The sequence below is a fragment of the Burkholderia territorii genome (assembly GCF_902833055.1).
Classification (GTDB): domain Bacteria; phylum Pseudomonadota; class Gammaproteobacteria; order Burkholderiales; family Burkholderiaceae; genus Burkholderia; species Burkholderia territorii.
The window spans coordinates 266,623-290,552 of the sequence record NZ_CADFEJ010000001.1 but is presented as its reverse complement, the minus strand read 5'-3'; the positions used below and the strand labels follow the sequence as shown (position 1 = coordinate 290,552).

Annotated in this window: 24 protein-coding genes; 11 read left to right on the top strand and 13 right to left on the bottom strand. The window is 66.9% G+C overall.

Features of this window, described 5'->3' with window-relative positions; translation table 11 throughout:
• Positions 1–131: 131 nt before the first annotated feature.
• A complete protein-coding gene (locus HW466_RS01300) occupies positions 132–1,148 on the bottom strand; it encodes an aldo/keto reductase (RefSeq protein ID WP_059545613.1) in 1,017 nt (338 codons plus the stop codon).
• Between the two features lie 141 nt (positions 1,149–1,289).
• Here HW466_RS01300 and HW466_RS01295 point away from each other — a divergent pair, with 141 nt between their 5' ends.
• Positions 1,290–2,201, top strand: coding sequence for a LysR family transcriptional regulator (locus HW466_RS01295; RefSeq protein WP_059798599.1), 912 nt, complete (start codon positions 1,290–1,292; stop codon positions 2,199–2,201).
• Positions 2,202–2,249: 48 nt separating this feature from the next.
• Here HW466_RS01295 and HW466_RS01290 read toward each other — a convergent pair whose 3' ends face one another.
• On the bottom strand, positions 2,250–3,404 hold the full coding sequence (locus HW466_RS01290) for a porin (RefSeq protein ID WP_059451126.1): 1,155 nt from the start codon (positions 3,402–3,404) through the stop codon (positions 2,250–2,252).
• A gap of 381 nt (positions 3,405–3,785) precedes the next feature.
• Here HW466_RS01290 and HW466_RS01285 point away from each other — a divergent pair, with 381 nt between their 5' ends.
• The 3 genes from HW466_RS01285 (at position 3,786) to HW466_RS01275 (ending at position 6,742) form a co-directional block, all read left to right on the top strand.
• Positions 3,786–4,889: an OpgC domain-containing protein gene (locus tag HW466_RS01285; RefSeq protein ID WP_059451297.1), complete on the top strand. Its 1,104-nt coding sequence runs from the start codon at positions 3,786–3,788 to the stop codon at positions 4,887–4,889.
• A gap of 61 nt (positions 4,890–4,950) precedes the next feature.
• Positions 4,951–5,895: an alpha/beta hydrolase gene (locus HW466_RS01280; RefSeq protein ID WP_174905481.1), complete on the top strand. Its 945-nt coding sequence runs from the start codon at positions 4,951–4,953 to the stop codon at positions 5,893–5,895.
• A gap of 88 nt (positions 5,896–5,983) precedes the next feature.
• Entirely contained in the window at positions 5,984–6,742 is a 759-nt protein-coding gene (locus tag HW466_RS01275; RefSeq protein ID WP_151006107.1) for an SDR family oxidoreductase, read from the top strand.
• 21 nt (positions 6,743–6,763) lie between these two features.
• On the opposite strand, the gene HW466_RS01270 is transcribed toward HW466_RS01275, so the two are convergent.
• From HW466_RS01270 to HW466_RS01255, 4 genes are all read right to left on the bottom strand, one after another.
• Positions 6,764–7,096 carry a cupin domain-containing protein gene (locus HW466_RS01270; protein ID WP_059507617.1) on the bottom strand — a complete coding sequence of 111 codons (333 nt, stop codon included), beginning with the start codon at positions 7,094–7,096 and terminating at the stop codon, positions 6,764–6,766.
• A 124-nt stretch (positions 7,097–7,220) separates the two neighbouring features.
• Positions 7,221–8,699, bottom strand: coding sequence for a sensor domain-containing diguanylate cyclase (locus HW466_RS01265; protein ID WP_151006106.1), 1,479 nt, complete (start codon positions 8,697–8,699; stop codon positions 7,221–7,223).
• A 111-nt stretch (positions 8,700–8,810) separates the two neighbouring features.
• Complete coding sequence (locus HW466_RS01260; protein WP_059451118.1) at positions 8,811–9,905, bottom strand: potassium channel family protein; 1,095 nt, start codon at positions 9,903–9,905, stop codon at positions 8,811–8,813.
• Positions 9,906–9,964: 59 nt separating this feature from the next.
• A complete protein-coding gene (locus HW466_RS01255; RefSeq protein WP_059943197.1) occupies positions 9,965–11,299 on the bottom strand; it encodes an NAD(P)/FAD-dependent oxidoreductase in 1,335 nt (444 codons plus the stop codon).
• Between the two features lie 234 nt (positions 11,300–11,533).
• Here HW466_RS01255 and HW466_RS01250 point away from each other — a divergent pair, with 234 nt between their 5' ends.
• Together HW466_RS01250 and HW466_RS01245 are read left to right on the top strand one after the other, a co-directional pair.
• Complete coding sequence (locus HW466_RS01250; protein WP_151006347.1) at positions 11,534–12,181, top strand: hypothetical protein; 648 nt, start codon at positions 11,534–11,536, stop codon at positions 12,179–12,181.
• A gap of 400 nt (positions 12,182–12,581) precedes the next feature.
• Positions 12,582–12,860 carry a hypothetical protein gene (locus HW466_RS01245; protein WP_059507621.1) on the top strand — a complete coding sequence of 93 codons (279 nt, stop codon included), beginning with the start codon at positions 12,582–12,584 and terminating at the stop codon, positions 12,858–12,860.
• A gap of 153 nt (positions 12,861–13,013) precedes the next feature.
• Here HW466_RS01245 and HW466_RS01240 read toward each other — a convergent pair whose 3' ends face one another.
• Together HW466_RS01240 and HW466_RS01235 are read right to left on the bottom strand one after the other, a co-directional pair.
• Complete coding sequence (locus tag HW466_RS01240; protein ID WP_151006348.1) at positions 13,014–14,297, bottom strand: Nramp family divalent metal transporter; 1,284 nt, start codon at positions 14,295–14,297, stop codon at positions 13,014–13,016.
• A gap of 92 nt (positions 14,298–14,389) precedes the next feature.
• Positions 14,390–14,896 carry a low affinity iron permease family protein gene (locus HW466_RS01235; RefSeq protein WP_059507623.1) on the bottom strand — a complete coding sequence of 169 codons (507 nt, stop codon included), beginning with the start codon at positions 14,894–14,896 and terminating at the stop codon, positions 14,390–14,392.
• 219 nt (positions 14,897–15,115) lie between these two features.
• Here HW466_RS01235 and HW466_RS01230 point away from each other — a divergent pair, with 219 nt between their 5' ends.
• On the top strand, positions 15,116–16,021 hold the full coding sequence (locus HW466_RS01230; protein ID WP_059507624.1) for a manganese catalase family protein: 906 nt from the start codon (positions 15,116–15,118) through the stop codon (positions 16,019–16,021).
• Positions 16,022–16,084: 63 nt separating this feature from the next.
• Positions 16,085–16,603: a ferritin-like domain-containing protein gene (locus HW466_RS01225; RefSeq protein WP_059451111.1), complete on the top strand. Its 519-nt coding sequence runs from the start codon at positions 16,085–16,087 to the stop codon at positions 16,601–16,603.
• A gap of 27 nt (positions 16,604–16,630) precedes the next feature.
• Here the strand turns inward: HW466_RS01225 and HW466_RS01220 are convergent, their stop codons facing one another.
• The 4 genes from HW466_RS01220 to HW466_RS01205 all read right to left on the bottom strand — a co-directional run bounded on the left by HW466_RS01220 (position 16,631) and on the right by HW466_RS01205 (position 19,840).
• Positions 16,631–16,909 carry a hypothetical protein gene (locus HW466_RS01220; RefSeq protein ID WP_059774164.1) on the bottom strand — a complete coding sequence of 93 codons (279 nt, stop codon included), beginning with the start codon at positions 16,907–16,909 and terminating at the stop codon, positions 16,631–16,633.
• 116 nt (positions 16,910–17,025) lie between these two features.
• On the bottom strand, positions 17,026–18,648 hold the full coding sequence (gene groL / locus HW466_RS01215; RefSeq protein WP_059507626.1) for a chaperonin GroEL: 1,623 nt from the start codon (positions 18,646–18,648) through the stop codon (positions 17,026–17,028).
• A gap of 80 nt (positions 18,649–18,728) precedes the next feature.
• Positions 18,729–19,046 carry a co-chaperone GroES gene (locus tag HW466_RS01210; protein WP_059451108.1) on the bottom strand — a complete coding sequence of 106 codons (318 nt, stop codon included), beginning with the start codon at positions 19,044–19,046 and terminating at the stop codon, positions 18,729–18,731.
• Positions 19,047–19,207: 161 nt separating this feature from the next.
• Positions 19,208–19,840: a diguanylate cyclase gene (locus HW466_RS01205; RefSeq protein WP_151005322.1), complete on the bottom strand. Its 633-nt coding sequence runs from the start codon at positions 19,838–19,840 to the stop codon at positions 19,208–19,210.
• A 202-nt stretch (positions 19,841–20,042) separates the two neighbouring features.
• On the opposite strand from HW466_RS01205, the gene HW466_RS31775 reads away from it, so the two are divergent.
• Positions 20,043–20,360 carry a hypothetical protein gene (locus HW466_RS31775; protein ID WP_230940460.1) on the top strand — a complete coding sequence of 106 codons (318 nt, stop codon included), beginning with the start codon at positions 20,043–20,045 and terminating at the stop codon, positions 20,358–20,360.
• A 170-nt stretch (positions 20,361–20,530) separates the two neighbouring features.
• On the opposite strand, the gene HW466_RS01195 is transcribed toward HW466_RS31775, so the two are convergent.
• On the bottom strand, positions 20,531–20,740 hold the full coding sequence (locus HW466_RS01195; protein WP_006759801.1) for a hypothetical protein: 210 nt from the start codon (positions 20,738–20,740) through the stop codon (positions 20,531–20,533).
• Positions 20,741–21,273: 533 nt separating this feature from the next.
• On the opposite strand from HW466_RS01195, the gene HW466_RS01190 reads away from it, so the two are divergent.
• Both HW466_RS01190 and HW466_RS01185 read left to right on the top strand, forming a co-directional pair.
• Complete coding sequence (locus HW466_RS01190) at positions 21,274–22,128, top strand: helix-turn-helix domain-containing protein (RefSeq protein ID WP_059451105.1); 855 nt, start codon at positions 21,274–21,276, stop codon at positions 22,126–22,128.
• 120 nt (positions 22,129–22,248) lie between these two features.
• On the top strand, positions 22,249–23,916 hold the full coding sequence (locus tag HW466_RS01185; protein ID WP_151005324.1) for an ATP-binding domain-containing protein: 1,668 nt from the start codon (positions 22,249–22,251) through the stop codon (positions 23,914–23,916).
• The last annotated feature ends 14 nt before the right edge of the window (positions 23,917–23,930 follow it).

The window sequence follows — 23,930 nt, the reverse complement described above, 5'->3', positions numbered from 1 at the left end:
GCATTCCGTCCGGTCGAACACGGCGCCGATGATGAACCACCGTCACACCGCCGGCCATCTGGCTTTGCCTGACGCTGGCTCGGGCCCGCCCGGCGGGCCTCGTCGCCTCGTCAATCCGCGATGCCCGCCGTTCAGGCTTCGTGCGCCGCCCCCCGGCCCTGCTCGCTGTCGAGGTGCGCCATCTGGGACGCCGGATAACGCTCGCCGGCAGCCGCCCCGGCGGGAATCGCCGCTTCGATGCGAGCGAGATCATCGACCGTTAGTTGCAACTTGACCGCCTGCAACGCGTCCTGGAGTTGCGTGCGCTTGCGCGCGCCGATCAGCGGCACGATGTCGGCGCCGCGCGACAGCGCCCACGCGATCGCGATCTGCGCCGGGTTGCTGCCCTTCTCGTCGGCAATCGCGCGCAGCGCGTCGACGAGCGCGAGATTGTGCGCGAGGTTCTCGCCCTGGAAGCGCGGGCTGGCCGCCCGGAAGTCGCGTTCGCCCTGCCGCGCCGCGCTCCAGCCGCCGCTGAGAAGCCCGCGCGACAGCACGCCGTAGGCCGTCACGCCGATCCCGAGTTCGCGGCACGCGGGCAGGATGTCGGCCTCGATCCCGCGCGACAGCAGCGAGTATTCGATCTGCAGGTCGGCGATCGGCGCAACTGCCGCCGCGCGGCGGATCGTGTCGGCACCCACCTCCGACAGGCCGATATGGCGCACATGGCCGGCCTTCACGAGATCGGCGATCGCGCCGACCGTCTCCTCGATCGGCACCGCCGGATCGACGCGCGCCGGCCGGTAGATGTCGATGTGGTCGGTGCCGAGCCGCTTCAGCGAATACGCGACGAAATTGCGGATCGCCTGCGGCCGCGCGTCGTAGCCGACGAATGCGCCGGCCGGATCGCGCAGCGCGCCGAATTTCACGCTGATCAGCACCTGGTCGCGCGTGCGGCCGCGAAGTGCGTCGCGGATCAGCATCTCGTTGTCGCCCATCCCGTAGAAGTCGCCCGTGTCGAGCAGCGTGATCCCGCTGTCGAGCGCCGCGTGCAGCGTGGCGATGCTTTCGTCGCGATCGGCGGGCCCGTAGAGATCCGACATCCCCATGCAGCCGAGCCCGATCGCCGATACCTGCGGGCCCGTGCGGCCCAGTTGACGCTTGTCCATGTCCGTTTCCTCGCGGTTGGTGAGTGAATGCAACGGATTCTGGACGCATTGCGGCGCGCGATAAACGCGAAACGCCCAACCAAATCATTCGACGCTGATTAACAATGGAGCCTGTCCCAACCCGCCACGCTTTCGCTCCGCATGGACCATCTGCATGCAATGCGCATCTTTGTGCGCGTCGCTCACCTCGGCAGCTTCACGAAAGCGGCCGAGCAGTTGCAATTGCCGCGCCCGACGGTCAGCAACGCCGTCCAGTATCTGGAAAAACACCTGAGGGTGCGCCTGTTGCAGCGAACCACCCGGCGTGTCGCGCTCACCGCCGAGGGCGCCACCTACTACGAGCGCTGCACGCGGCTGCTGGCCGACCTGGACGACGCCGAGACACTGTTCGACGACGCCGGCGCCGCGCCGCGCGGCGTGATCCGCGTCGACCTGCCCGAGCGCTTCGCGTTGAACAGGGTGATTCCGGCGCTGCCGGATTTCCACGCGCGCTATCCCGACCTGCGCGTCGTACTCAGCACGACGGACCGCTTCGTCGACCTCGTCGCCGACGGCATCGACTGCGCGGTGCGGGTCGGCGCGCTGTCCGACACGTCGCTGGTCGCGCGCCGCGTCGGCGAGCTGGCGCAGATCAACTGCGCGTCGCCCGCGTATCTCGCGCGATACGGCATGCCGCGCTCGCCGGACGATCTGCCCGACCACGTCGCGGTCGGCTATTTCTCGAGCCGCACGGGGCGCGAGCTGGACTGGGAATATGCGGACATGGATTCGGGCGCGCTGCAGACCGTGAAGATGCGCAGCGTGGTCGCGGTAAACAGCTCGCAGGCGTATCTCGCGTGCTGCATCGCGGGCCTCGGGCTGATCCAGGCGCCGCGCGACGGACTCGCGCCGCTGCTCGAGGACGGCTCGCTCGTCGAGGTGCTGCCGGAGTGGCATGCGGCGCCGCTGCCGGTGTCGGTCGTGTTTCCGAGTGGCCGGCATCTGGCGCCGCGCGTGCGGATCTTCGTCGACTGGCTCGCGCAAACGCTCGACGACGCGCATCGCGCAGCATGACGAAAGCCGGCGCCGGGGCAACCCGCCCCGCGCGCCGGCAGGTCGACCTCAGAACTTGTGGCGAATCGCGGCGCGCACCGCGAACTGGTTCGCCGACGACGACGGGCCATCGGTCCCGACCACGTAGCCGCCATCGGCCGCGGTGCCGGTCTTGTCGCCGGCGACTTTCTGCCATGCGCCCTGCAGGTAGACGTCGGTCCGCTTGGACAGGCTGTAGTCGGCCATCAGCCCGACGGTGTGGTATTTCGGCTTGAACGAACCGGCCGCCGCGTCGAACTTGCCGTCCGTGTACACGTACTGCGCGCCGAGATAGAAGTCGGACGTGAGCTGGTACTTGCCGTTGATCTCGAAGTTCTGGAACTTGGTCGCGGTCAGCCCGAGGCCGGAGAACGTCGACGCCGGCAGGTAGACGGTCGACACCGGATTCTTCACGTCGGTCTTCGTATAGACGAAGCCGACCGTCGCCGGGCCGAACGAATAGTTGATGCCGCCGCCGAAGATGCGCAGGCGATCGGCGACGAAATTCGCATCGTCGGCCGCGATCGCGCCCGCGCTGCCGACACCCGGGCTGTTCGCCTGCAGATAAGCGGCCGCGACCTGCAGCCCGGCCAGCGAATACTGCGCACCGATGCTGTACTGGCGATTGGTCGAGAAGCCCGTGCTGTTGCTGAAGCTGTAGGTGCCGCCGACCGACAGCCCGTTCCAGTCCGGGCTCGCGTACTTGACCGTGTTGTTCACGCGGAACGAGTTGTCCGTGTTGTCGTTGTCGAACGGGTGCGAGAACAGCGTGCCGCCCCAGTTGCCGTTCGCGGTCAGCGGCGCGAGATAGTCGACGACGGAATCGTACTGGCGGCCGAAAGTCAGCGTGCCGAAGCGCGACGCGCTCAGCCCGACGAACGCCTGGCGACCGAACATCCGGCCGCCCTGGTTGAACCGGCCGTTGTTCACGTCGAAGCCGTTTTCCAGCGTGAAGATCGCCTTCAGCCCGCCGCCCAGGTCCTCGCTACCCTTCAGGCCCCAGCGGCTGCCTTGCGCATAGCCGCTCGCGAGCTGGTAATTCGTTTTTCCGACCCCGTTTACGTTGACGTTGTTCGTGTAGTTGAAGCCCTCGTCGATCAGGCCGTACAGCGTCACGCTGTCCTGCGCGAAGGCCGGCGCGGCCAAAGCGGCCAGCGCGGCGGCAAAAATGACGTGCTTCTTCATGACGAATCTCCGGAGCCGGGGTGCCGGGCAGGCCATGCGCCCGGCGATTGTTGGTCTGTTTTATAAAGGTGGCCCGCAGGGCGGACTTCGCGGTGTGCGGCCGCGAGGACAAAATGGTGTCACGTCGGAAACCGCCCGTCCATCGGGGCGTGGGCCCGGCACGCAAAGCGTTGCGCTCGTCCAACTTGCCGGTTCTCACCACGTCCCGATCAGGCTTGTCGGCAGCGGCTGGCCGGCGTTCCATCCGCGTAAACCCGGACGTCGTCACATCGGTGGCACAATGCGCATCCGTTCGTCATTTCTTCACGAAGTCATGCTTCACCCCGATTCATGCGCGGCGGGTGCCGGCCGCGCACGCGGCGCGCGCCGGGAGGCGGCCCGATGACCGCCCCCGCCCGGGCCGGCCGCTACGCCGAGCTCGATTTCTTCCGCGGTCTCGTGCTGCTGGTGATCGTCGTCGACCATATCGGCGGCAGCATCCTGTCGCGCGTGACGCTGCATGCGTACGCGCTGTGCGATGCGGCCGAGGTGTTCGTGTTCCTCGGCGGTTTCGCGACCGCCATCGCGTACAACTCGCTCGCCGAGCGCCACGACGAGGCCGCCGCGCGCCAGCGTTTCATCCGCCGCGCCTTCGAGATCTACCGTGCGTTCCTCGTGACGGCCGGACTGATGCTACTCATCACCGCCGTGCTGAACGCATTCTCGATCGACGGCCCCAACATGCCGACCAACGATCTCGACGGCCTGCTCCACAAGCCGCTCGCCGCGCTGCGCGACATCCTGCTGTTCCGGCGCCAGCCGTACCTCGCGTCGGTGCTGCCGATGTATGCGTTCTTCGCGCTGCTCGTGCCGCTCGCGCTGCCGCTCGCGCGCACGCAGCCGTGGCTGATGCTCGCGTTCAGCGGCTCGCTCTGGTACGCGGCGCCGCACATCGCGCGCTTCCTGCCGACCGTCGAAGGCGCACCGTGGGACTTCAATCCGTTCGCGTGGCAGTTTCTGTTCGTGCTCGGCGTGATCGCGCGCTGCCAGCCCGTCTACCAGACGCTCGCGCCGAAACCGCAGGGCTGGCTGCTGACGGCCGTGTCGCTCGCGATCGTCGCGGCCGGCGCGTACTACCGCCTTCGCATCGAGCCGTTCCCGACCGATCCGTCGATCAAGCAGAATCTCGGCGCGCTGCGGCTCGCGAACTTCCTCGCGATCGCGTGGCTCGCGGCCAAGCTCGTGCACCTCGGATGGATGAAGAAGGTCGCGCACGCGATGCCGTGGATCGGCACGATCGGGCGCCAGGGGCTGCTGTGTTTCGTCGCCGGCACCGGCATCTCGCTCGCGGTCGACTCGCTGCTTTACCAGGCGACCGAAGGCTATCTGGACGTGCCGCTCGGCCTGACCGCCGACGTCGTCGCGATTGGCCTGCTGTATCTCGTCGCGAAGCTCTATGCGCCGCTGGTGTCGCGGCTGCCGTTCCCGTTCCGTTCGCGGCGATGATGCGCCGCGCCGTCACGCGCCGCTGCTACGATAGCGGGCGCCTCTCCTGAAACGATTCGCCATGCGCCGACTCGCCCTTCCGTTCGCCGCCGCGCTGATTGCCGGCGCCATCGCCACCGCCCACGCCACGCCGGGCGGGCCGGCGGTTTCGCCGGCGTCGTCCGCGCCCGCGGCCGCGACCGTCCCGCCCGCAACGATCGCGCCGGCCGCCCAGGAGCCCGCCGTCAATCCGGGCAGCAGCATCGTGCTGCGCGCGTTCCGTTCGGCGTCGCTGAAGCGCGACTGGTCTTACACGGTCTACCTGCCGCCCGGCTACAACGCGGAAGGCGCGCGCTATCCGGTGCTGTATCTGCTGCACGGCAACGCCGGCAATGCGAACGACTGGATCACCCAGGGCCGGCTGCAGGCCACCGCCGACACGCTGATCGAGCGCCGCGAGATCCCGCCCGTCGTGATCGTGATGCCGCAAGGCGGCACCGACTGGTACGTCGATCGCAAGGAGAAGATGCAGAGCGCGTTCCTCAACGATCTGCTGCCCGAGGTCGAAGCGCACTTCGCGGTGTCGAACCAGCGCGCGGGCCGCGCGATCGGCGGCGTGTCGATGGGCGGCTTCGGCGCGCTGCGCTTCTCGCTGCTCGAGCCGGGCCTGTTCTGCGGCGCGATGCTGCTGAGCCCCGCGATCTACGCGAACGAGCCGCCGCTCAATTCCGCCGCGCGTTATGTCGGCGTGTTCGGCGAGCGGCAGTTCGATCCGCGCGTGTGGCACGAGCTGAACTACCCGGCGCTGATGCGCGGCTATTTCGCGCGCAACTGGCGCGTGCCGATGTTCATCGCGGCGGGCGACGACGACCTGACGATCCAGGCCGAATCGAGCGTGCTGTACACGCAGCTGCGTCGCGCGCAGAATCCGGCGGAATTGCGCATCGTCGACGGCGGACACACGTGGGACGTGTGGCGCGGGCTGCTCGGACAAGGGCTGAAGTACGCGCTGGAGTGCGTGAAGTAACGAGGCCGGACGACGCGTCGACCTGTACACGGCGAATGCATCGCGCGCCGCCGCCGCTTTCCTCATCCAACCCGCAGGGGATCAAGCCATGTCCGTCTCGAAGAAGTTCGCGGCCGTCACGGGCGCCGGATCCGGCATCGGCCGTGCCGCGGCCATCGCACTCGCGCACGCCGGATATACCGTCGCGCTGATCGGACGCAACGCAGCATCGCTGGGTGACACGAAGGCGGCGATCGTCGCCGCCCGCGGCGACGCGCACGTGTTCCCGGCCGACGTCACCGACGAAGCATCGGTCGAACACGCATTCGCGCGGATCGCGCGGGCGTTCGGGCGGCTCGACGTCCTCTTCAACAATGCCGGCCGCAATGCACCGGCCGTTCCGCTCGACGAATACGAGATCGACGTATGGAACGACGTCGTCGCGACGAACCTGACGGGCGTCTTTCTGTGCGCGCGCGCCGCGTGGCGCATGATGAAGGCGCAAACGCCGCAGGGCGGCCGGATCATCAACAACGGCTCGATCTCCGCCTACACGCCGCGCCCGAACACGATCGCGTACACGGCCACCAAGCACGCGGTGGCCGGCATCACCAAGTCGCTCGCGCTCGACGGCCGCGCGTACAACATCGCGTGCGGCCAGATCGACATCGGCAATGCGGCGACGTCGTTGACGGAGCGCATGTCGGAAGGCGTGCCGCAGGCCGACGGACGCATGGCGCCCGAGGCGCGGATGGATGTCGCGCATGTCGCGAATGCGGTCGTTCAGATGGCGAACCTTCCGCTGGATACGAACATCCTGAACATGACCATCATGGCGACCACGATGCCGTTCGTGGGGCGCGGATAAAGGCGCGGCGCGCCGCGCGATTCAGCGTTCGTGATAGATCGCGAGCCAGACGCTCGGCTCGTCGGGATGCGTCCACGCGACGCGATGCCGGCAATGCGGTTCGATCAGCACGTAGTCGCCGGCGCGCATGTCGTGCAGCGTCGCGTCCGCTTCGAACTCGAGCACCGCGGCGCCCGACAGCAGCACGACCCATTCGGCGCGCGAATCGTCATACCAGAACCCGTCGGGGCTCGTATGCCCCATCGACACGATCCGCTCGACGTTCAGGCGCGCGCCGGCGACGAGCACATCGACCCGCTCGTCGTCGCCGCGCGTTCGTTCGACATTGAACAGGTTGCCGGTTTGAAGTTGCATGGTTCGACCTCGGATCGGCCTTCGGCGCAAGACGGATGACGCCCACTGTAGCGCGAAGGCCGGCCGCGCGGCGAACTATTCGGTGTCCGTCACGAACGGTTGCGGCCGCATCGCGCGAGCCGCGTCATGCCGGCTGCCGAAAGGCGGCAACCTTGTTTCGCCCGGTCGCCTTCGCGTAATACAACGCCTCGTCGGCTGCCTTGATCACGGCGTCGGCCTCGGCATCGTGCTCGGGCGTCCAGCTCGCGAGGCCGATGCTGGCCGTCACGTGCCCGTATTCGCTGCCCGCGTGCTCGAGCGGCAGCTCGTCGATCGCCGCGCGAATCCGCTCGGCAATCTGCGCGGCGCCCGTCTCGGATGTATCCGGAAGCAACACGACGAATTCCTCGCCGCCGTAGCGGGCCGCGGTATCGGCCGGCCGGCGGATGTTTTCGCCGATGCAGCGCGCAACCGCAGCCAGCGCATCGTCGCCCGCCTGATGGCCGTAGGTGTCGTTATAGGCCTTGAAGCGGTCGACATCGACGAACAGCAACGAGAAAACCGAACGTGAGCGCCGCGCGCGACGCCATTCGCGATCCAGCACTTCCGCGAAGCTGCGGCGATTGTTCAGGCCGGTGAGACCGTCGGTGCGGGCAAGCAGCACGAGCTCCGACTCGGCGCGCATCCGGTGCCGCAGCTGCGTGCCGAGCATGAACGACACCGCGATGAACGCGGCGCCGAACGTCACCACCAGCGCGCCGATCGTCACGGCCCGGTGCCGCCATGCCGCATAGATGTCCTGCTCCGCTTCCGCGACCATGATGATCAGCGGCAGCTTCGGCAGATGCCTGAAGTAATACAGGCGGCGCACGCCGTCGAGCGACGCGGTTTCGGAGAACACGCCCTCGCGCGCGGCCTGGAACCGCTTGAACGTCGCGGCGTGGCTGATGTCCCGACCGATGGTGCGGACGTCGTACGGATGACGCATCACCATCACGCCGTCGGTGCCGATCAGCGAGATCGAACCGTGCTGCCCGAGCGACAGGCCGGCGAACAACTGGTGAAAATACTCGAGGTTGACCGCGATGAGCACGACGCCGGCAAACGAACCGTCCGGATTCGAGATCCGCCGTGAGAGCCCGATGCTCGGGGAGCCTGCACGCAAGCGCGACGAGAACGGGTCGCTGACATAAAGGCCGACATTCGGATTGTCGCGGTGCACGGAGAAGTACTTGCGATCGGCGAAATTGCCGCGGCGTGGCACGTCGTTGGCCGAATCGAGAATGATGTTGCCGTCGGCATCGAGTACCAGCACCGAGCCGAGAAATTGCGCCGTCATCGCATTGTCGAACAGCACGGCGCGCCGCAAGCTTGCCGGCGCGGTCATCATGTCGTGACGCCGCAGGCCATCGATGACCGCCTGCAGCGACAGGTCGTAGAGTTCGAAATTGCGTTCGATGTCGCGCTCGGCGATCAGTCCCAGATTGCGGGATGTTTCGCTCGCCCGCTCGAGCGCGTCGTTGCGGCTCTGGAACAGCTGCAGCACGCACAGACCCATGAGCGCGCAAGCAATCACGATACCGATCGCGACGATGGTATGGGGAGCCGCCGGCCTGAATCGCATGTGTCTCCTCGATGATCACGCTCGTGCGCGGCGCACGACGCGATTACTTCATACTAAATAACGCGCATTGGCATATCAAGCCGGGATGCCCCGGTCGTCGCCGGCCGCCTGTCACGCATCCGGATCCGGAATCCTCGCCGACTGGATCACGACCAGCGTGTCGCCCGCCTCGATCCGGCACGGCGGATCCTCGTAGAACGAATGAATCTTCCCGCAGCGATCAAGGCCGACGACGATCGCGCCCGGCACGACGTTCGTCATGCAGCCGATCTCGTGCGGCAACGCCTCGCGCTCCAGCAGCGTCGCGCGCCCGCGCGTCGACAGCATGTCGTTCACGAACGGCACGATGTAGCGGCTATGCACCGCGTCCGCGAGCAGCAGCGCGCCGATCTTCGTCGACGACACGATCACGTCCGCACCGGCCTGCCGCAATTGCCGCTGATACAGGTTCTCCTGGATCCGCACGACGATCTTCGTTTCCGGCGCGATGCTGCGCACCGACAGCGTCAGCAGGATCGCGGTCGGGTCGTCGGTCACCGAGATGATCACGGCCTTCGCCGCGCGCACCTGCGCCTGTTGCAGCAGATCCTCGTGCGCGGGATCGCCGAGCAGCCCGGTCACGCCGAGCGACGTCGCGGCCTCGAGCGCCTGCTGCTGCGCATCGATCACGATGATCGTCGCCGGATCGACGCCGCTTTCGAGCAGCTCGCGCACGGCGATCGACCCCGACAGGCCGTAGCCGCATACGACGATGTGATCGGACAGTTGCTTCTGCAGGCGTTTCATGCGGAATTCCTCGATGACGCGCTGGATCACGAACTGATATGCCGTGCCCAGGAAGATGAACCAGATGCCGATGCGGATCGGCACGATGAAGAACGCGTCGATCAGACGCGCACGCGCGGTGACCGGCACGATGTCGCCGTACCCGACCGTCGCGACGGTGACCATCGTGAAGTACACGAGGTCGGCGACGTTCATCGGCGTGCTCTTGGTCGAATCGCGCAGTCCGTCGCGATCGAGATACAGCACGAGGAACGCGAGCATGCACAGCACCACGACCGCGCCGAGACGGAACAGCAACGTGCGACGCGGCGACGTGGCCGGACGCGTGAACAGCGTGCGCGCACGCGGCGCCCGCCACGGATCGCGGGCGCGACGCAGGCGTGAGCGCAACGAGCGGCGCTTGTCGGAGGGCGTTGCCAACGGGGAATCTCCTGAAGATTGCGGGCTCGATTCTACGACGGGAACACGCGGGTACGCCGCTACAGCATGCTGCGCGGCCGCACCATCGTCCCGTCGACGAAACGCCGTGCACGAAACGCCGACAGGTCGAGCGACGGCTCGCCCGTATCGACCCACTCGGACAGCAACCGCCCGACGATCGGACCCATCGCGAAGCCGTGCCCGCAAAAGCCCGTCGCGATCGCGAGCCCGGACGGCGTTCCGGGCGCGTCGATCACCGGAATCCCGTCGGGCAGCACGTCGATCAGGCCGGCCCAGGCTTCGACGATCTGCGCGTCCTTCAGCGCGGGGAAGATCGCCTTCAGCTTCGCGAGCGCGCGCGGCGCATGCGCGCGATTCGGCTGCGGCTGCGGATCGCGCGGCTCGATCGCGCCGCCTCCACCGGCGATGCGCGCGCAGACATCGCGCCACGCCGCCGCATTCAGATGCAGCCGGAACTTCTCGCGCTGCGACCAGAACTCCGGCCAGAACAGGCTCAAGCCGCGCAGGTGGCCGAGCGTCAGGTCGACGTCGACCTGCATGTCGTCGGCGAGATTGATCGCGCCGTTCCTGCGTTGCCGAATGCCGAGGCCGTGGCCCCAGATCGTCGACGCGGACACGTCGGGCAGCACGTTGGTGCGCATGCAGGTGCCGCGCACGGCCTGCTGCGGCAGCCGGATGCCGATGCCGTCAAGCAGCCGGAAGCTGGTCGCGCCGGCCGCGCATATCACGCGCCGCGTGCGGATCGTGCCGCGCTCGGTCACGACGCCGACGACCGCGCCGCCGGCCGTCTCGATCGCCGTCACGCCGCAGCCTTCGAAGAAACGCGCGCCGGCTTCGGCCGCGCGTGCCGCGAACGCGGCGGCCACGCGGCGCGGCTCGGCCTGCCCGTCGGTCGCCGTATACAGCCCGCCGAGCGTGCGCGCCTGCGCCGACAGGCCCGTCACGCGCGCGTCGATTTCCGCACGGGTCAGCGTGCGCGTGTCGAGCCCGTGTTCGCGTGCAACGGCGAGCCATGCCTGGAACGACGCCCAGTCTTCTTCGTTGTCCGCCATATACAGGCAACCGCCCTGCCGCCATTCGAGATCGAAGCCGAGCGCCTGCTCCAGCCCTTCCCAGATTCGCATGCCGGCCATCATCAGCGGCACTTCGGCGGACTCGCGGCCCTGCTGCCGCACGAAACCCCACGCGCGCGTCGATTGCTGGCCGGCGATGCGCGACTTGTCGAGCACGACCGCCTTCAGGCCGCGCAAGCCAAGGTAATAGGCGGCCGCACAACCCATGATGCCGGCGCCGGCGATCACGATGTCGGCTTCAGCCGGGAACGCCGTGTTGGCGTGCGTCAATGCGTCATGCAGCGGATAGGTCGTCGTCATTGTTCTCTGTTGGCGTCGATACGTCGGGCGCCGCCATCGGCGTTCGCGATGGCATGCGCGGGATCATGCGGTCGGGCTGCGGGGCGCGCGAACGTACGGACAATCGACGAACGGCCCGGCCGCGGCCGCGCCGCCGGTCGTTTTTGCCGATCGGCCGTCCCCATTTTTTCGCCTTGACGGCGCTATGTTACCGCGCGCTAAACTGTATATCCATACAGTGTCTCCGCAGTCAAAATGATCCTCCCCCCATTCGATCCCCCGAAGCTGAACGACCTCACCGAATGGTGGACGAAGTGCACTTACGCGGACGTCCAGCGCCTGATACTGGAAGTCCAGCATCTTCGCCTGACGCTCTGGGAGCTGAAGGCGCACGTCGCGGATGCGTCGCGCCGGATCCGCGTGCTCGATCCTGACATGCTCGCGCATGGCTCCGCGCTGCGGCGGCTCGGCTATCTGCTGGACAAGGAGGTCGAACGCGCGAATCCGATCGGCCGCACGCGCGACGTGTATGCGCCGTTTTCCGACGAATGGCGCGCCCGCGCAGCACTGCGCTGTGCATTGCGTGCGCAGCCGGCGCCCGCAGAAGCCGGCACGCTCCCGCGCGCGATTCCGGAATTTCAGCGCGTTACGTGGGCGGAGCTTCGCGACCGCTGGCGTCATCTCAGCGACAGGCAATCGACCCGCCAGAACATCGAGCAGCGCATGGTGCTCGAGATCGCGCGTCAGCGCTCGGTGATTCTCGCGCGAGCGAGAAAACTCGTGGATGCCGCGATCGACGAAGCGGCGGCGGACGGCAAGCAGTTGTTCGCGCTCGATCAATTGAAGCGGCTGCTGTCCGTCGAGCGCGAGGACGGCGAACCGTTCACGTACATGCCGGCATAACGCGAGCGAATGCGCGGCGATGAATGAATGGTCGCGGTAATGCGGACGTAATACGCCGGCGCGCCATTCAATCGCCGATGCTTACCCACATCGAAAACCAGCCTGCGTTCAGTGCGCCATCGCACATTTGCGCGCGTCACTGCAACGTCACGCGCACCGACATATCATCGATATCGATTTATACGTGAGCACCGCGCTCTCATCCTGCCCGGGAACAAATCATGCTCCCCCCCAGAAATGCCGGAATTAATTTTTTTCTTTTGACGGATTGAGCATTACCGGAGAATATTCGCGTCGATCTGTCGTTAGTACTTCTCAAGACATAAAAAACCAAGCTGCTCGCCGTGTATACGAGGACCTATCCAGCTTAGCCAACTGACACCTGATCGAAGGGGAAGAAATGATGTCGTTGTCCCAGGATGTGAGCGCCAAAAAAACCGCCTCGGTACACAAGGCCGCCCCGCCATCGCCGGTCTTCTGGAAGCCGGACCCCGTGGTCGCGGCCCCGCCGGAATCGGAGCAGCCGATGCCCGCGCTGCGCGATTTCTTCGCTGCGGCGGCGCTGCAGGGGCTGCTGTCGCGAGACGCCGGCCGTAACGTATCGGCGATCGCCGACTACGAATCCAAACGCGCGCTCGGCGCGTATCGCCTCGCCGATGAAATGCTGAAAGCGCGGTGAATGAACGGGCCCGCCGACCAATGCGGGCCTGCTTCATTGTTTTTCACATACCGCGGTAAAAAGGACTTATCCCCCGATTTTCGATACGCAATATTTTCCACCCGGTTATTCGAATTTCCCAAACCATTATTCGGTTAGCGCGAAATTACGCCATCACTGCGGCAATTGCCGCGCGAGCAAGATGACATTCAGCATACAAACGACGGCCATCGAGCCGATGGCGGCCCAGCGCGTCGCGCGTCCGTTCGCGAACGTGCCCATGATGTCCCGGCGGCCGGTGAAGTAAACCAGCGCGAGCATCGGCACCGGTAACACGAACGACAAGACGACCTGGCTGATCACGAGCGCCTGCGTGGAATCGACGCCGAGTCCGATGACGAAGAATGCCGGCACCATCGTAACGAGCCGGCGCAGCCACACCGGAATCCGGAAGCCGACGAATCCCTCCATGATCATCTGCCCGGCCATCGTGCCGACGACGGAGCTCGATATGCCGGCGCTCATCAACGACACGAGGAAGCAGGTGGCTGCGGCCGCGCCGAGCAACGGCGTCAGCGTCCGGTACGCAGTGGCGATTTCGGCGACGTCGCGATAGCCGGCGTGAAACGCCGCGCTCGCCATCACGACCATCGCCATGTTGACGGCGCCGGCAACGGACAATGCAACAACGACTTCCCAATTGGAAAAACGCACCATCATCCGGCGCTGCTCCGTATCGAGCCCCGCCACGCGTCGCTGCGTGAGCCCGGAATGCAGATACAGCGCGTGCGGCATGATCGTCGCGCCGACGATGCCGACGGAGATCGTCAGCGCCTCGCCGCGCGGCCACCCTGGCACGACCGCGTGCAGCCCGACCTCGGCCCACGCGACGGGCGCGATGAACATCTCTGCGAGATAGCAAAGGCCGATCACACCGACGAGCACGCCGATCGCGATCTCCATCGGCCGGAAGCCGTTGCGGTCGGCCAGCAGAATGCCGTACGTCACGACGGCCATCACGCCCATCCCGGCGAGCGTCGGCAGCTTGAACAGCAGCGCGAGCGCAATCGCGCCGCCGAGAAATTCCGCGAGTTCGGTCGCCATCGCGGCCAGCTCGCTCGCGGCCCACATGCCGACGACCACCGGCGGCGGAAAATGCATGCGGCAGAGTTCCGCGAGGTTGCGGCCGGTCGCGATGCCGAGTTTCGCCGACAGCGCCTGGAACAGCATCGCGATGACGTTCGCCAGCAACACGACCCACAGCAGCGTGTAACCGAACTGCGCGCCGGCGCGGATGTTGGTCGCGAAATTGCCGGGATCCATGTACGCGACCGACGCGACGATCGCCGGTCCCGCGAACAGCAGCGCCGCGCGCGGCGCGCGTCTTCTACCGGCGAACACGTCGCGCATGCCGGTCGCGGTGCGCTCCGTCAGCGCGTTCCTGTCGAGCGTCGCCATCCGCCCTCCGTCGAAAGATCGGCGTCGCGCGCGGCACGGCCGATGCAATCCAAATGACAACCGTTTGTAAGGCCGGCAGCGTGTGCCGCCGGTCACGAGACGCCGCTCGGCTCGTCCGCCGCGTCGGGTTCGTCGCATGCCGCCGCGCGGCCGTCGATGGCCGCGCGCTTCGCGAGTTCGAGATACGCCTTCGCAAGACGGCGCAGCTCTTCCTCCGACGCATCCTCGATGCCGATCAGCTGATCGCTCGCGGAGCGCGTCGCCGCGACGAGTTCGTCGAGTTTCAGATGCAGCGCGACGCTGTCGCGGTTCTGATTACGCTGCAGCAGGAACACCATCAGGAAGGTGACGATCGTCGTGCCGGTATTGATCACGAGCTGCCACGCATCCGAGTAGTGAAAGATCGGCCCGCACGCGAGCCACAAGACCGTGATCGCCACCGCCGAGCCGAACGCGACGGGCGAGCCGGCCCATGCGGTCACGCCCGACGCGAACCGTTCGAATGCCCGCGTCACCGGATGCCCGTCCGGGTTCGCTTCGGCCGAACCGGCACCTTGCCGCCCCGGCTCCCCGCCACGTGAATCATTGTCCATCTGCATGTCGTCTCCGAAGTCGAAAGTCGTCGCGGCGCCCCTGGCTGCCCGACGCACGCGGCTTGCGTCGCCGGACGGCGCAACCCCCGAACGTGCCGCCCGGAGCGCCGAGCATCGCGCGTGCCCGGGCAATCGAAGCGCGCGCGACGCCGGCCGCGGCGCGCGGGATCGCTTCGTGCTGGTTCGACAGCGCGAACGTCGCGCGACCACTTCTATGGAGATTCCATGTTCATTCACAACACGAGGCTTCAATACACGGTGCGGGTCGACGCACCGAACCCCGGGCTCGCCAACCTGCTGCTCGAACAGTTCGGCGGACCGCAGGGCGAACTCGCCGCCGCGATGCGCTACTTCACGCAGGCGATTACCGAGGAAGATCCGGGCCGCAAGGACATGCTGTTCGACATCGCGACCGAGGAGCTGAGCCACCTGGAAGTGATCGGCTCGCTGGTCGCCATGCTGAACCGCGGCGCGAAGGGCGAACTCGCCGAAGCGGTCGACGAACAGGCCGAGCTCTATCGCAAGCTGCACGGCGCGGGCAACGACAGCCACGTGACGCAGCTGCTGTACGGCGCCGGTTCGCCGCTCATGAATTCGGGCGGCGTGCCGTGGTCGGCCGCGTACATCGATACGATCGGCGAACCGACGGCCGACCTGCGCTCGAACATCGCGGCCGAAGCGCGCGCGAAGATCATCTACGAGCGGCTGATCAACGTGACCGACGATCCGGGCATCCGCGACGCGCTCGGCTTCCTGATGACGCGCGAGGTCTCGCACCAGAAGTCGTTCGAGAAGGCGCTGTACGCGATCACCGACAACTTCCCGCCGGGCAAGCTTGCGCCGGTCGAGCCTTATGACCGCGTGTATTTCCGGATGCAGCCGGACGCGCAACCGCTGGTCGGCCCGTGGAACCACGGCGGCGACCTCGAGATCCGTCCGGCCGAGCCGGCCGTCGACGGCGGCACGGGCATTCCGGAAGGCATGCTGGAGCAACGCCAGGCGGATGCGATCGACGCGATGGCGCAGCGGCTCGCGTCGGATCCGGACAGCGATCCGGTGACCGGCGCCGAGCTCGGCAGCGGCTCGCCGGTCCCGCAGGACGGCGCCGCCGGCAAGCCGGATCGCGCATGAACGTTACCGCGGGGTGCCCGTTCGCGGCGCCCGGCGCCTTTTCGCCCCCGAATGGAGAACGCAATGACCGTTGATACGACTGCAGGCGATGAACACCTGATGGACTGGCTGCGCGACGCGCACGCGATGGAGGAACAGGCCGAGACGATGCTCACGTCAATGGCCGGCCGGATCGATCACTACCCGGATCTGAAGCGGCGCATCGAGCAACACATCGAGGAAACGCGCGAACAGGCCCGATTGCTGCGCACGTGCATCGAGCGGCGCGGCGGCTCGGTGTCGACGATGAAGGACGTCGGCGCGAAGACGATGGCATGGGTGCAGGGTCTGGCCGGCGCGTTCGCGACCGACGAGATCGTCAAGGGCGCGATGGCCGGCTACACGTTCGAGCACTTCGAGATCGCCGCGTATCGCAACCTGATCGAGGCCGCGCGATTCGTCGGCGACCGCGAGACGATGGAAATCTGCGAGCGGATCCTGCCCGAGGAACAGGCGATGGCCGCATGGCTGGAGCACAACATGGCGGGCGTGGTGCGCACCTATCTCGCGCGCGACCAGGCCGACGCGCCGGCGAAGCGATAGCCGCGCCTCCTGCGACGCGGGCGCGCGTCACGCGCCTGCATCGCAGGCATCGGGTTGATCGTCCATCAGATACTGGATCACGAGCGCCGGATCGGCGACATCGAGAATCAGCCGGCGCATCACGCGCTTGCGCATATGGTCGTCGTCGAGCGTCCACGGCGCCGCTGCCTCGCCGAGGTAACGGGCGATCGCATCGCGATGGTCGCCGTCCGGCGCGAGCCCGAGCCGCGCCGCGAGCAGCCCGGCCACCACGTCGTCGATCTCGATCTCCAGTCGCCTGGAATCGATCAGCAGTTCGAGTTTCATGATCTATCGCCAACCACGAGAAAAACGGCGCGCGCGTCCCCACTGTCGCGCGCGCCGCACAGTGCCGCTCCGGCCAGCGGCGGATCGATCGTCGCAGGCGTCGCCTGCGGTGCGGATCAGTAGCCGAGTTCCGGCGACGCGGCCGGCGCGGCGCTTTCTTCCTTCGGCGCTTCGGCGATGGTCGCATCCGTCGTCAGCACGAGGCCCGCGATCGATGCGGCGTTCTGCAGCGCGGTACGCGTGACCTTGGTCGGGTCGACCACGCCGGCCTCGACGAGATCGCCGTACTCGCCGGTCGCCGCGTTGTAGCCGAAGTTGCCTTTGCCTTCGAGCACCTTCGCGATCACGACCGACGGCTCTTCCCCGGCGTTCGACACGATCACGCGCAGCGGCGCCTCGAGCGCGCGCAGCACGATCCGGATGCCGGCGTCCTGGTCGGCGTTCGCCCCCTTGAGGCCCGACAACGCCGCGCGTGCGCGCAGCAACGCGACCCCGCCGCCGGGCACGATCCCTTCCTCGACCGCCGCGCGCGTCGCATGCAGCGCATCGTCGACACGGTCTTTCTTTTCCTTCATTTCGACTTCGGTAACCGCGCCGACCTTGATCACCGCGACACCGCCCGCGAGTTTCGCGACGCGTTCCTGCAGCTTCTCGCGATCGTAGTCGCTCGTCGCTTCGTCGATCTGCACGCGAATCGACTTCACGCGTGCGTCGATGCGTGCCGCGTCGCCCGCGCCGTCGATGATGATCGTGTCGTCCTTGCGAACCTCGACGCGTTTCGCGCGGCCGAGATCGTCGAGCGTGGCCTTGTCGAGCTGCTTGCCGGTTTCTTCGGAAATGACCGTCGCGCCGGTCAGGATCGCGATGTCCTCGAGCATCGCCTTGCGCCGGTCGCCGAAGCCCGGAGCCTTGACGGCTGCGACCTTCAGGATCCCGCGCATCGCGTTCACGACGAGCGTCGCGAGCGCTTCGCCCTCCACATCTTCCGCGATGATCAGGAGCGGCTTGCCGGCCTTCGACGCAGCCTCGAGAATCGGCAGCAGGTCGCGAATGCTCGAGATCTTCTTGTCGTGCAGCAGGATCAGCGCGTCGTCGAGATACGCGGCCTGCTTGTCAGGATCGTTGATGAAGTACGGGCTCACGTAGCCGCGATCGAACTGCATGCCTTCGACCACGTCGAGTTCGTTGTCGAGCGACTTGCCGTCCTCGACCGTGATCACGCCTTCCTTGCCGACCTTCTCCATCGCGTCGGCGATGATCTTGCCGATCGCGTCGTCCGAGTTCGCGGAAATGGCGCCGACCTGCGCGATTTCCTTGTGGGTCGAGATCGGTCGCGACAGCTTGCGCAGTTCGTCGAGCACCGCGCCGACGGCCTTGTCGATGCCGCGCTTCAGGTCCATCGGATTCATGCCGGCCGCGACATGCTTCATGCCTTCCTGCACGATCGCCTGCGCGAGCACGGTGGCCGTCGTCGTACCGTCGCCGGCCACGTCGGCGGTTTTCGACGCGACCTGCTTGACGATCTGCGCGCCCATGTTCTCGAAGCGCTCCTTCAGCTCGATTTCCTTCGCGACGGATACGCCGTCCTTGGTGATGACGGGTGCGCCGAAGCTGCGCTCGATCACCACGTTGCGGCCCTTCGGCCCGAGCGTCACCTTCACGGCATCGGCCAGGACGTTCACGCCCTTGACGATCCGGCTACGCGCGCCGTCGCTGAATTTCACGTCTTTTGCAGCCATTTCGATTGCTCCGGATGAAGTCGTTGAACGGAATTCCGCGCCCACCGGCCCACGCCGGTGCCGCGCGGTCGAATCGGATGTCAGGCCGCCTTCCTGGCGGGCTGCGATTCGGGTTCGAGTACGCCCATGACGTCCTCTTCGCGCATCACGAGCAGTTCCTCGCCGTCCACCTTGACGGTCTGGCCTGCATACTTGCCGAAGAGAACCTGGTCGCCGACCTTGAGCTGCAGCGGGCGCTGCGAGCCGTCCTGGAGCAGCCGGCCGCTGCCGACCGCGATGACTTCGCCCTGTTCGGGCTTTTCCGCGGCGGAGTCCGGGATCACGATGCCGGAGGCTGTCGTCCGCTGCTGTTCGATTCGCTTGACGATAACCCGGTCGTAGAGGGGACGAATCTGCATTTTCATCTCCTGAGCGATAAGATCACCTGAATAAGGGAATCCGGCGGCGCAGGCACTTGCGAGGCAGCTGCGCGGCCGTGCCATCGTTTGGCGAAAAGCGAAATAGTGGCGCCGATGCGCGCTTCAAGGGGCAGAAGAAAACGCGTTTGTAACAAAATGTTTCAACGCATCAGGATGCCGCGAATGGCGCCCAGACGGTAAAGCGTGCGCGCCGAACGGTGTCCGGCCGGCCGCGGCAAAACGGGACACGGCGGCTGCCGGCCGCCATCGGCGTCGAGCGTGTCGTCGCGCTCGTCCAGCATGCGCAAGAGCCCGCCCTTGACCGGGCGAAACAGCCATCTTGCGTACCCGTTGCGGGCGGCCAAGCGCATCAGCTCATCACGATCCGGTGCGCCGTCGACGAGATGACAGCCTGCAGACGGGCCGCCGTCGTAATCGCCGAATGCCTGGCGGCACGCAAGCGCTTCGCCGGCCGACGCGCCGATCGTGTTGCAGCCGCGCCGCTCGACGCGCTCCAGCTCCCACGCGCCGAGCCGCCATGCGGCATCCAGCAGCGTTTCGTCGATGGACTCGAGCGCATGCCACGGCAGCGCGAACTGGATTGCGCTGCCGGGAACCGGCCGCCGCGGCAACGCGACGCCGGGCAGCGCCAGCGGTGTTTCACGCAGAAAGCCGTGCCAGTGCAGGATCGCGATCAACGGCGTATTGGCGCGTGCGGCGGCCGTCACCGTCACCGCATAGAGCGGCAGCCGGACGGCTTCCATCTGCTCGTTCACGAAGTCGAAGAGATCCATGAAACCTCCATTCGTCGCGTGTCGAATGGCCCCTTGAAATTTGCATCGCCTGACCTATTTTAGGTGTCGCTCAACGCAGCCGCGATTCGCGCGCTGCGTGTTTCGATGCGTTATCGCCCACGCCGGCCGCGGCACGATCGCGCACCGGTTCGTCGCGCGTGGTGTTGCCGTGTGCCCGATGCATTGACCATGAGAGACGACCATGCTGAGTCCACACGAATTCGCGACCTTGATGCTGATCCGTCATGCGCCGGATCAGCTGGACACGACCCGTGCCGAAATCGACGCGCTGCTCGAGCGGCAATTGATCATGCTGGAACATCGCGCGGACGGACATCGCCGCGTGCATCTGACGCCGCGAGGGCGCACGCTGCTCGATGCGTTCGGTTCAGGCAGCCGCGGGCGCACGCGCGCGGATCCGCGCCGGCGCAGCCGTGACTCCGACGAAGCGCAGGCCGCGCCACCGTCGTTGGTGGCAGCGGCGGCGGACGCGATGCAGGGCGCGCAGCCGCAAACCTGACGCCGCGGCAATTCAAACGACATCGCGTGCCGCGTGCGGTGAGCCCGCATGCGGCACGTATCGAGGAAAACGTTGCGGACCGGAACGACGCCGTCGGCGCGGCGTCCCGGCACGCGTCGGCGTGCGTGCACGTGCCGGCCGCTGCCCGCATTGCACGGGCAGACTACGCGCTATGCGTAGCGGCTCAGCCACTCCTCGGAGAATTTTTTCGCATAGGCGACGGCTTCGGCTTCGGTATCGAATTCGCCCAGCTTGCGGAATGCCGCCTCGCGGCTGAAACCCAGCTTCGTGACCTCGACCTGCGCGGCATATTTGCCGTCTTCCGTCACGCGCGGCTCGCAGTTCATCTCGTACCCGCGCATCACAAATTTCTTCTGCATTGCTTCAACACTATTTTGAGACGGGGGAAATCGTAGCATGGGCGTCCGGCGCATTCACACCCGCTGCCGAAACGGGGCAGCATCGGTTTTATTAGAGTAAACCGTCCAGACGATCCACTACAGGATGCGGCTTTGCGGGCCCGACGCACGACGTCCTGTAAAAATTTGTCGCCGCCACGGCGACACGATGCCGCGCCCCCAACGCCGAATGCGCCCTGCCGTGGTGCATTTCGTCGGCATCGCGGCGCAATTACGTGCCGCCCGACGAGCAATCGCGCACCCGCCCGGCACGATCCGCGCCTGAAGGTTGCGAACGGGCCGGCGGCGCGCCGCACACGCCGCCGCAGCAGGCGTAACGTCGTGACACACCTTTCACAGAAACGCACCTTTCGCGACATGGAATGGCCGTCGTTTTGCGGTAAAGTTATCTTTTCCGCGCGTGGCCGGTCGGCTCGCCCCCTGGACGTCGTCGAGACTGTCCGCCGAGACTGCCGCAAGGCGTCGTTCTGAACGTCACGATCCGTTCCCGTAGCATGACCACTGAAGCAATCACCACGGATTCCCTCGCGGTTGCCGAGCGCGTGCGCGAGTTGATGACTCGCAACGGCATCGGCAAGCGCCAGCAAACCACCGAGCTGTGCCGCATCCTCGACCTGAGCTTTTCGCAGGGTCACCGCAAACTGCGCGGCAGCAGCCCCTGGACGCTCGCGCAAATCAAGAAGGTCGCCGAAGCGTACGGCGAGCCCGCCGCTCAATTGTTCGGCGCGCAGACGCTCGACCCCGGCATGGTCGGCGCCTATTCGCAGGAGGCCGTCCTGTACGCCGGTGTCGCCGAGATTCCATGCACCGCCTGGATCGGCGCTCCGCTCGAAGCCGGTGCGCGCCCCGAATTCGTCGCGTACGAGCAGAACGGCCGCTGGCGCGTGCTGCGCCATACGGGCGTGCTGTACCAGAACGCGTACGACGTGCACAAGATCGAGATCTATCCGCGCCGCGCGGAAAGCGACAAGCTCGTCGTCGCGGTAATCGATCCGGATCGCGTCAGCGCGACCGAGCTGTGCCGCTATCTCGAGCGACAGGGTTTCGCGACGGCCGCATTCGACGGCCTCACGCCGTTCGTCGACGCGCTGCAGGGCCAGGCGTTCGACGCGGTGGTCACCGAATGGCTGTTCGACGACAGCACGGCCGCCACCGCGATCAAGGCGGTGCGCACGTCCGACAATCCGGGCGCGCCGATCTTCGTGCTGACGGGCGACCTGCTCACGGGCCGCGCGAGCGAAGCGGACATCAGCGAAGTGATCCGCGCGTTCGACGTCGTCTGCTACGAAAAACCCGCACGCATGGCGATCCTCAGCGCCGATCTCGCGAAGCGGCTCGCACGCGGGTAATTTCCGCACGCACGCGCCGCGCCTTCGCATGGCCGGCGCGCCGGCCGCACGGCGGCCGTGAACAGGTTCCTCGGTACAATGGCCGAACCTCGTTCACGACGGCCTGCGCCGCCCGACTTCATGGCCCGCCTCATTCCCGACGACTGGAAAAGCCTCGCCGCCACCGGTGCGGCCGAACGCGAGCGCGAGACGCTCGCGGCCCTCGAACACGCGTTGCCGGACGGCTACACCGTCTATCACGGCGTGCACTGGACGCGTGCCGACCAGGGCTTCTCGGTGTTCGGCGAAGCGGCATTCGTCGTCGTGAGCCCGGCCGGCCGCGTGCTGCTGATCGAGCAGAAGGCCGGCTTCCTGCGCGAAACGCCGAAGGGGCTCGTGAAGGTGTACCTGCAGAAGGAGCGCAACGTCCCGATCCAGCTCGCGCGCACGCAGGAGACGCTGCACCGGCGCCTGACCGCCGCGCTCGGCGCGGGCGTCTACGGCGTCGAGGCGCTGCTGTACTGCCCCGACTACTCGATCCGCGAGACGGCGATCGCCGGCGTCGCGGCCGACCGCATCGTCGACGCATCGCGCAAGGCGCAGCTCGCGCAGGTGATCCTGCAGATCCTGCCCGAGCATGACGAGCCGTTGCCGAACGCAGCGAAGCTGCATCATTTCCTCGCGGACGAACTCGCGCTCACGCCCGACACGAGCGCGCTCGTCGGGCAGGCCGGCACGCTCGTCACGCGGCTGTCGGGCGGGCTCGCCGCGTGGGCGCGCCAGCTCGAGTTCACGCCGTTCCGCTTGCGCGTGACGGGCACCGCGGGTTCGGGCAAGACCCAGCTTGCCGTGCAGGCGATGCGCGACGCGGTCGCGGCCGGCAAGCGCGTGCTTTACGTGTGCTTCAACCGGCCGCTCGCCGACTACATCGCGCGCATCGCGCCGCCCGGCGCGAAGATCGCGAACTACCATCAGCTGTGCGACTGGGTGGCCCGCGACGGCGGCTATACGCCCGACTTCGACGTGCCCGGCGCGTTCGAGCGGCTCGAGGCGCGTTTCGCGGAAACGCCGGTTCCGGAACGCTGGCGCTTCGATGTGCTGATCGTCGACGAAGGACAGGATTTCCACGCGCCATGGGCGGCCGCGCTGGAGCGCCTGCTGGCGCCGGACGGTGCATGGTGGTGGCTGGAAGATCCGCTGCAGAACCTTTATCTGCGCGAGCCCGTCGCGCTGCCCGGCTGGGTCACGCTGAAGGCGCTGACGAATTACCGCAGCCCGCGCGACCTGCTCGATTTCGTGCGCGACGTCGTCGGCCGCGTCGAGCCGCTCGCGGCCGAGCTGTGTTCCGGCAGCCCGTTCGATGGCTCGGATCCGTCGGTGTCGTCATACGGGGAAGACGGCGCATCGGGCGACGCGCTCGCCGACGCGTGCATCGATGCGACCAAGCGCGCGATCACGCACGCGCTGTCGCTCGGCTTCCGCAAGCAGGACATCGCGGTGCTGTCGTATCGCGGACGCGAAAGCTCGGCGCTCGCGCGGCTCGACCAGCTCGGCCCGCATCGGGTCAAGCGCTTCACGGGCAAATACGATCTGTTCGGCAACCCTGAATATCGCGAAGGCGAGGTGCTGCTCGATTCGATCTATCGCTTCAAGGGGCAGTCCGCACCGTGCGTGATCCTCACCGAGATCGATTTCGACACGCTCGATGCGCGCGCGGCCCGCAAGCTGTTCGTCGGCGCGACGCGCGCGACGATGAAGCTGCTGCTCGTCGCGTCGGCGCGCTCGGCCGCGCAGCTCACGAACGGCTGACGCGACGCTCGGCC

Excerpts from the sequence above, each read along its gene's own strand:
- HW466_RS01300 (WP_059545613.1), bottom strand. The coding sequence starts at position 1,148 with ATGGACAAGCGTCAACTGGGCCGCACGGGCCCGCAGGTATCGGCGATC.
- HW466_RS01295 (WP_059798599.1), top strand. The coding sequence starts at position 1,290 with ATGGACCATCTGCATGCAATGCGCATCTTTGTGCGCGTCGCTCACCTC.
- HW466_RS01290 (WP_059451126.1), bottom strand. The coding sequence starts at position 3,404 with ATGAAGAAGCACGTCATTTTTGCCGCCGCGCTGGCCGCTTTGGCCGCG.
- HW466_RS01285 (WP_059451297.1), top strand. The coding sequence starts at position 3,786 with ATGACCGCCCCCGCCCGGGCCGGCCGCTACGCCGAGCTCGATTTCTTC.
- HW466_RS01280 (WP_174905481.1), top strand. The coding sequence starts at position 4,951 with ATGCGCCGACTCGCCCTTCCGTTCGCCGCCGCGCTGATTGCCGGCGCC.
- HW466_RS01275 (WP_151006107.1), top strand. The coding sequence starts at position 5,984 with ATGTCCGTCTCGAAGAAGTTCGCGGCCGTCACGGGCGCCGGATCCGGC.
- HW466_RS01270 (WP_059507617.1), bottom strand. The coding sequence starts at position 7,096 with ATGCAACTTCAAACCGGCAACCTGTTCAATGTCGAACGAACGCGCGGC.
- HW466_RS01265 (WP_151006106.1), bottom strand. The coding sequence starts at position 8,699 with ATGCGATTCAGGCCGGCGGCTCCCCATACCATCGTCGCGATCGGTATC.
- HW466_RS01255 (WP_059943197.1), bottom strand. The coding sequence starts at position 11,299 with ATGACGACGACCTATCCGCTGCATGACGCATTGACGCACGCCAACACG.
- HW466_RS01250 (WP_151006347.1), top strand. The coding sequence starts at position 11,534 with ATGATCCTCCCCCCATTCGATCCCCCGAAGCTGAACGACCTCACCGAA.
- HW466_RS01245 (WP_059507621.1), top strand. The coding sequence starts at position 12,582 with ATGATGTCGTTGTCCCAGGATGTGAGCGCCAAAAAAACCGCCTCGGTA.
- HW466_RS01240 (WP_151006348.1), bottom strand. The coding sequence starts at position 14,297 with ATGGCGACGCTCGACAGGAACGCGCTGACGGAGCGCACCGCGACCGGC.
- HW466_RS01235 (WP_059507623.1), bottom strand. The coding sequence starts at position 14,896 with ATGCAGATGGACAATGATTCACGTGGCGGGGAGCCGGGGCGGCAAGGT.
- HW466_RS01230 (WP_059507624.1), top strand. The coding sequence starts at position 15,116 with ATGTTCATTCACAACACGAGGCTTCAATACACGGTGCGGGTCGACGCA.
- HW466_RS01225 (WP_059451111.1), top strand. The coding sequence starts at position 16,085 with ATGACCGTTGATACGACTGCAGGCGATGAACACCTGATGGACTGGCTG.
- HW466_RS01220 (WP_059774164.1), bottom strand. The coding sequence starts at position 16,909 with ATGAAACTCGAACTGCTGATCGATTCCAGGCGACTGGAGATCGAGATC.
- groL (WP_059507626.1), bottom strand. The coding sequence starts at position 18,648 with ATGGCTGCAAAAGACGTGAAATTCAGCGACGGCGCGCGTAGCCGGATC.
- HW466_RS01210 (WP_059451108.1), bottom strand. The coding sequence starts at position 19,046 with ATGCAGATTCGTCCCCTCTACGACCGGGTTATCGTCAAGCGAATCGAA.
- HW466_RS01205 (WP_151005322.1), bottom strand. The coding sequence starts at position 19,840 with ATGGATCTCTTCGACTTCGTGAACGAGCAGATGGAAGCCGTCCGGCTG.
- HW466_RS31775 (WP_230940460.1), top strand. The coding sequence starts at position 20,043 with ATGCTGAGTCCACACGAATTCGCGACCTTGATGCTGATCCGTCATGCG.
- HW466_RS01195 (WP_006759801.1), bottom strand. The coding sequence starts at position 20,740 with ATGCAGAAGAAATTTGTGATGCGCGGGTACGAGATGAACTGCGAGCCG.
- HW466_RS01190 (WP_059451105.1), top strand. The coding sequence starts at position 21,274 with ATGACCACTGAAGCAATCACCACGGATTCCCTCGCGGTTGCCGAGCGC.
- HW466_RS01185 (WP_151005324.1), top strand. The coding sequence starts at position 22,249 with ATGGCCCGCCTCATTCCCGACGACTGGAAAAGCCTCGCCGCCACCGGT.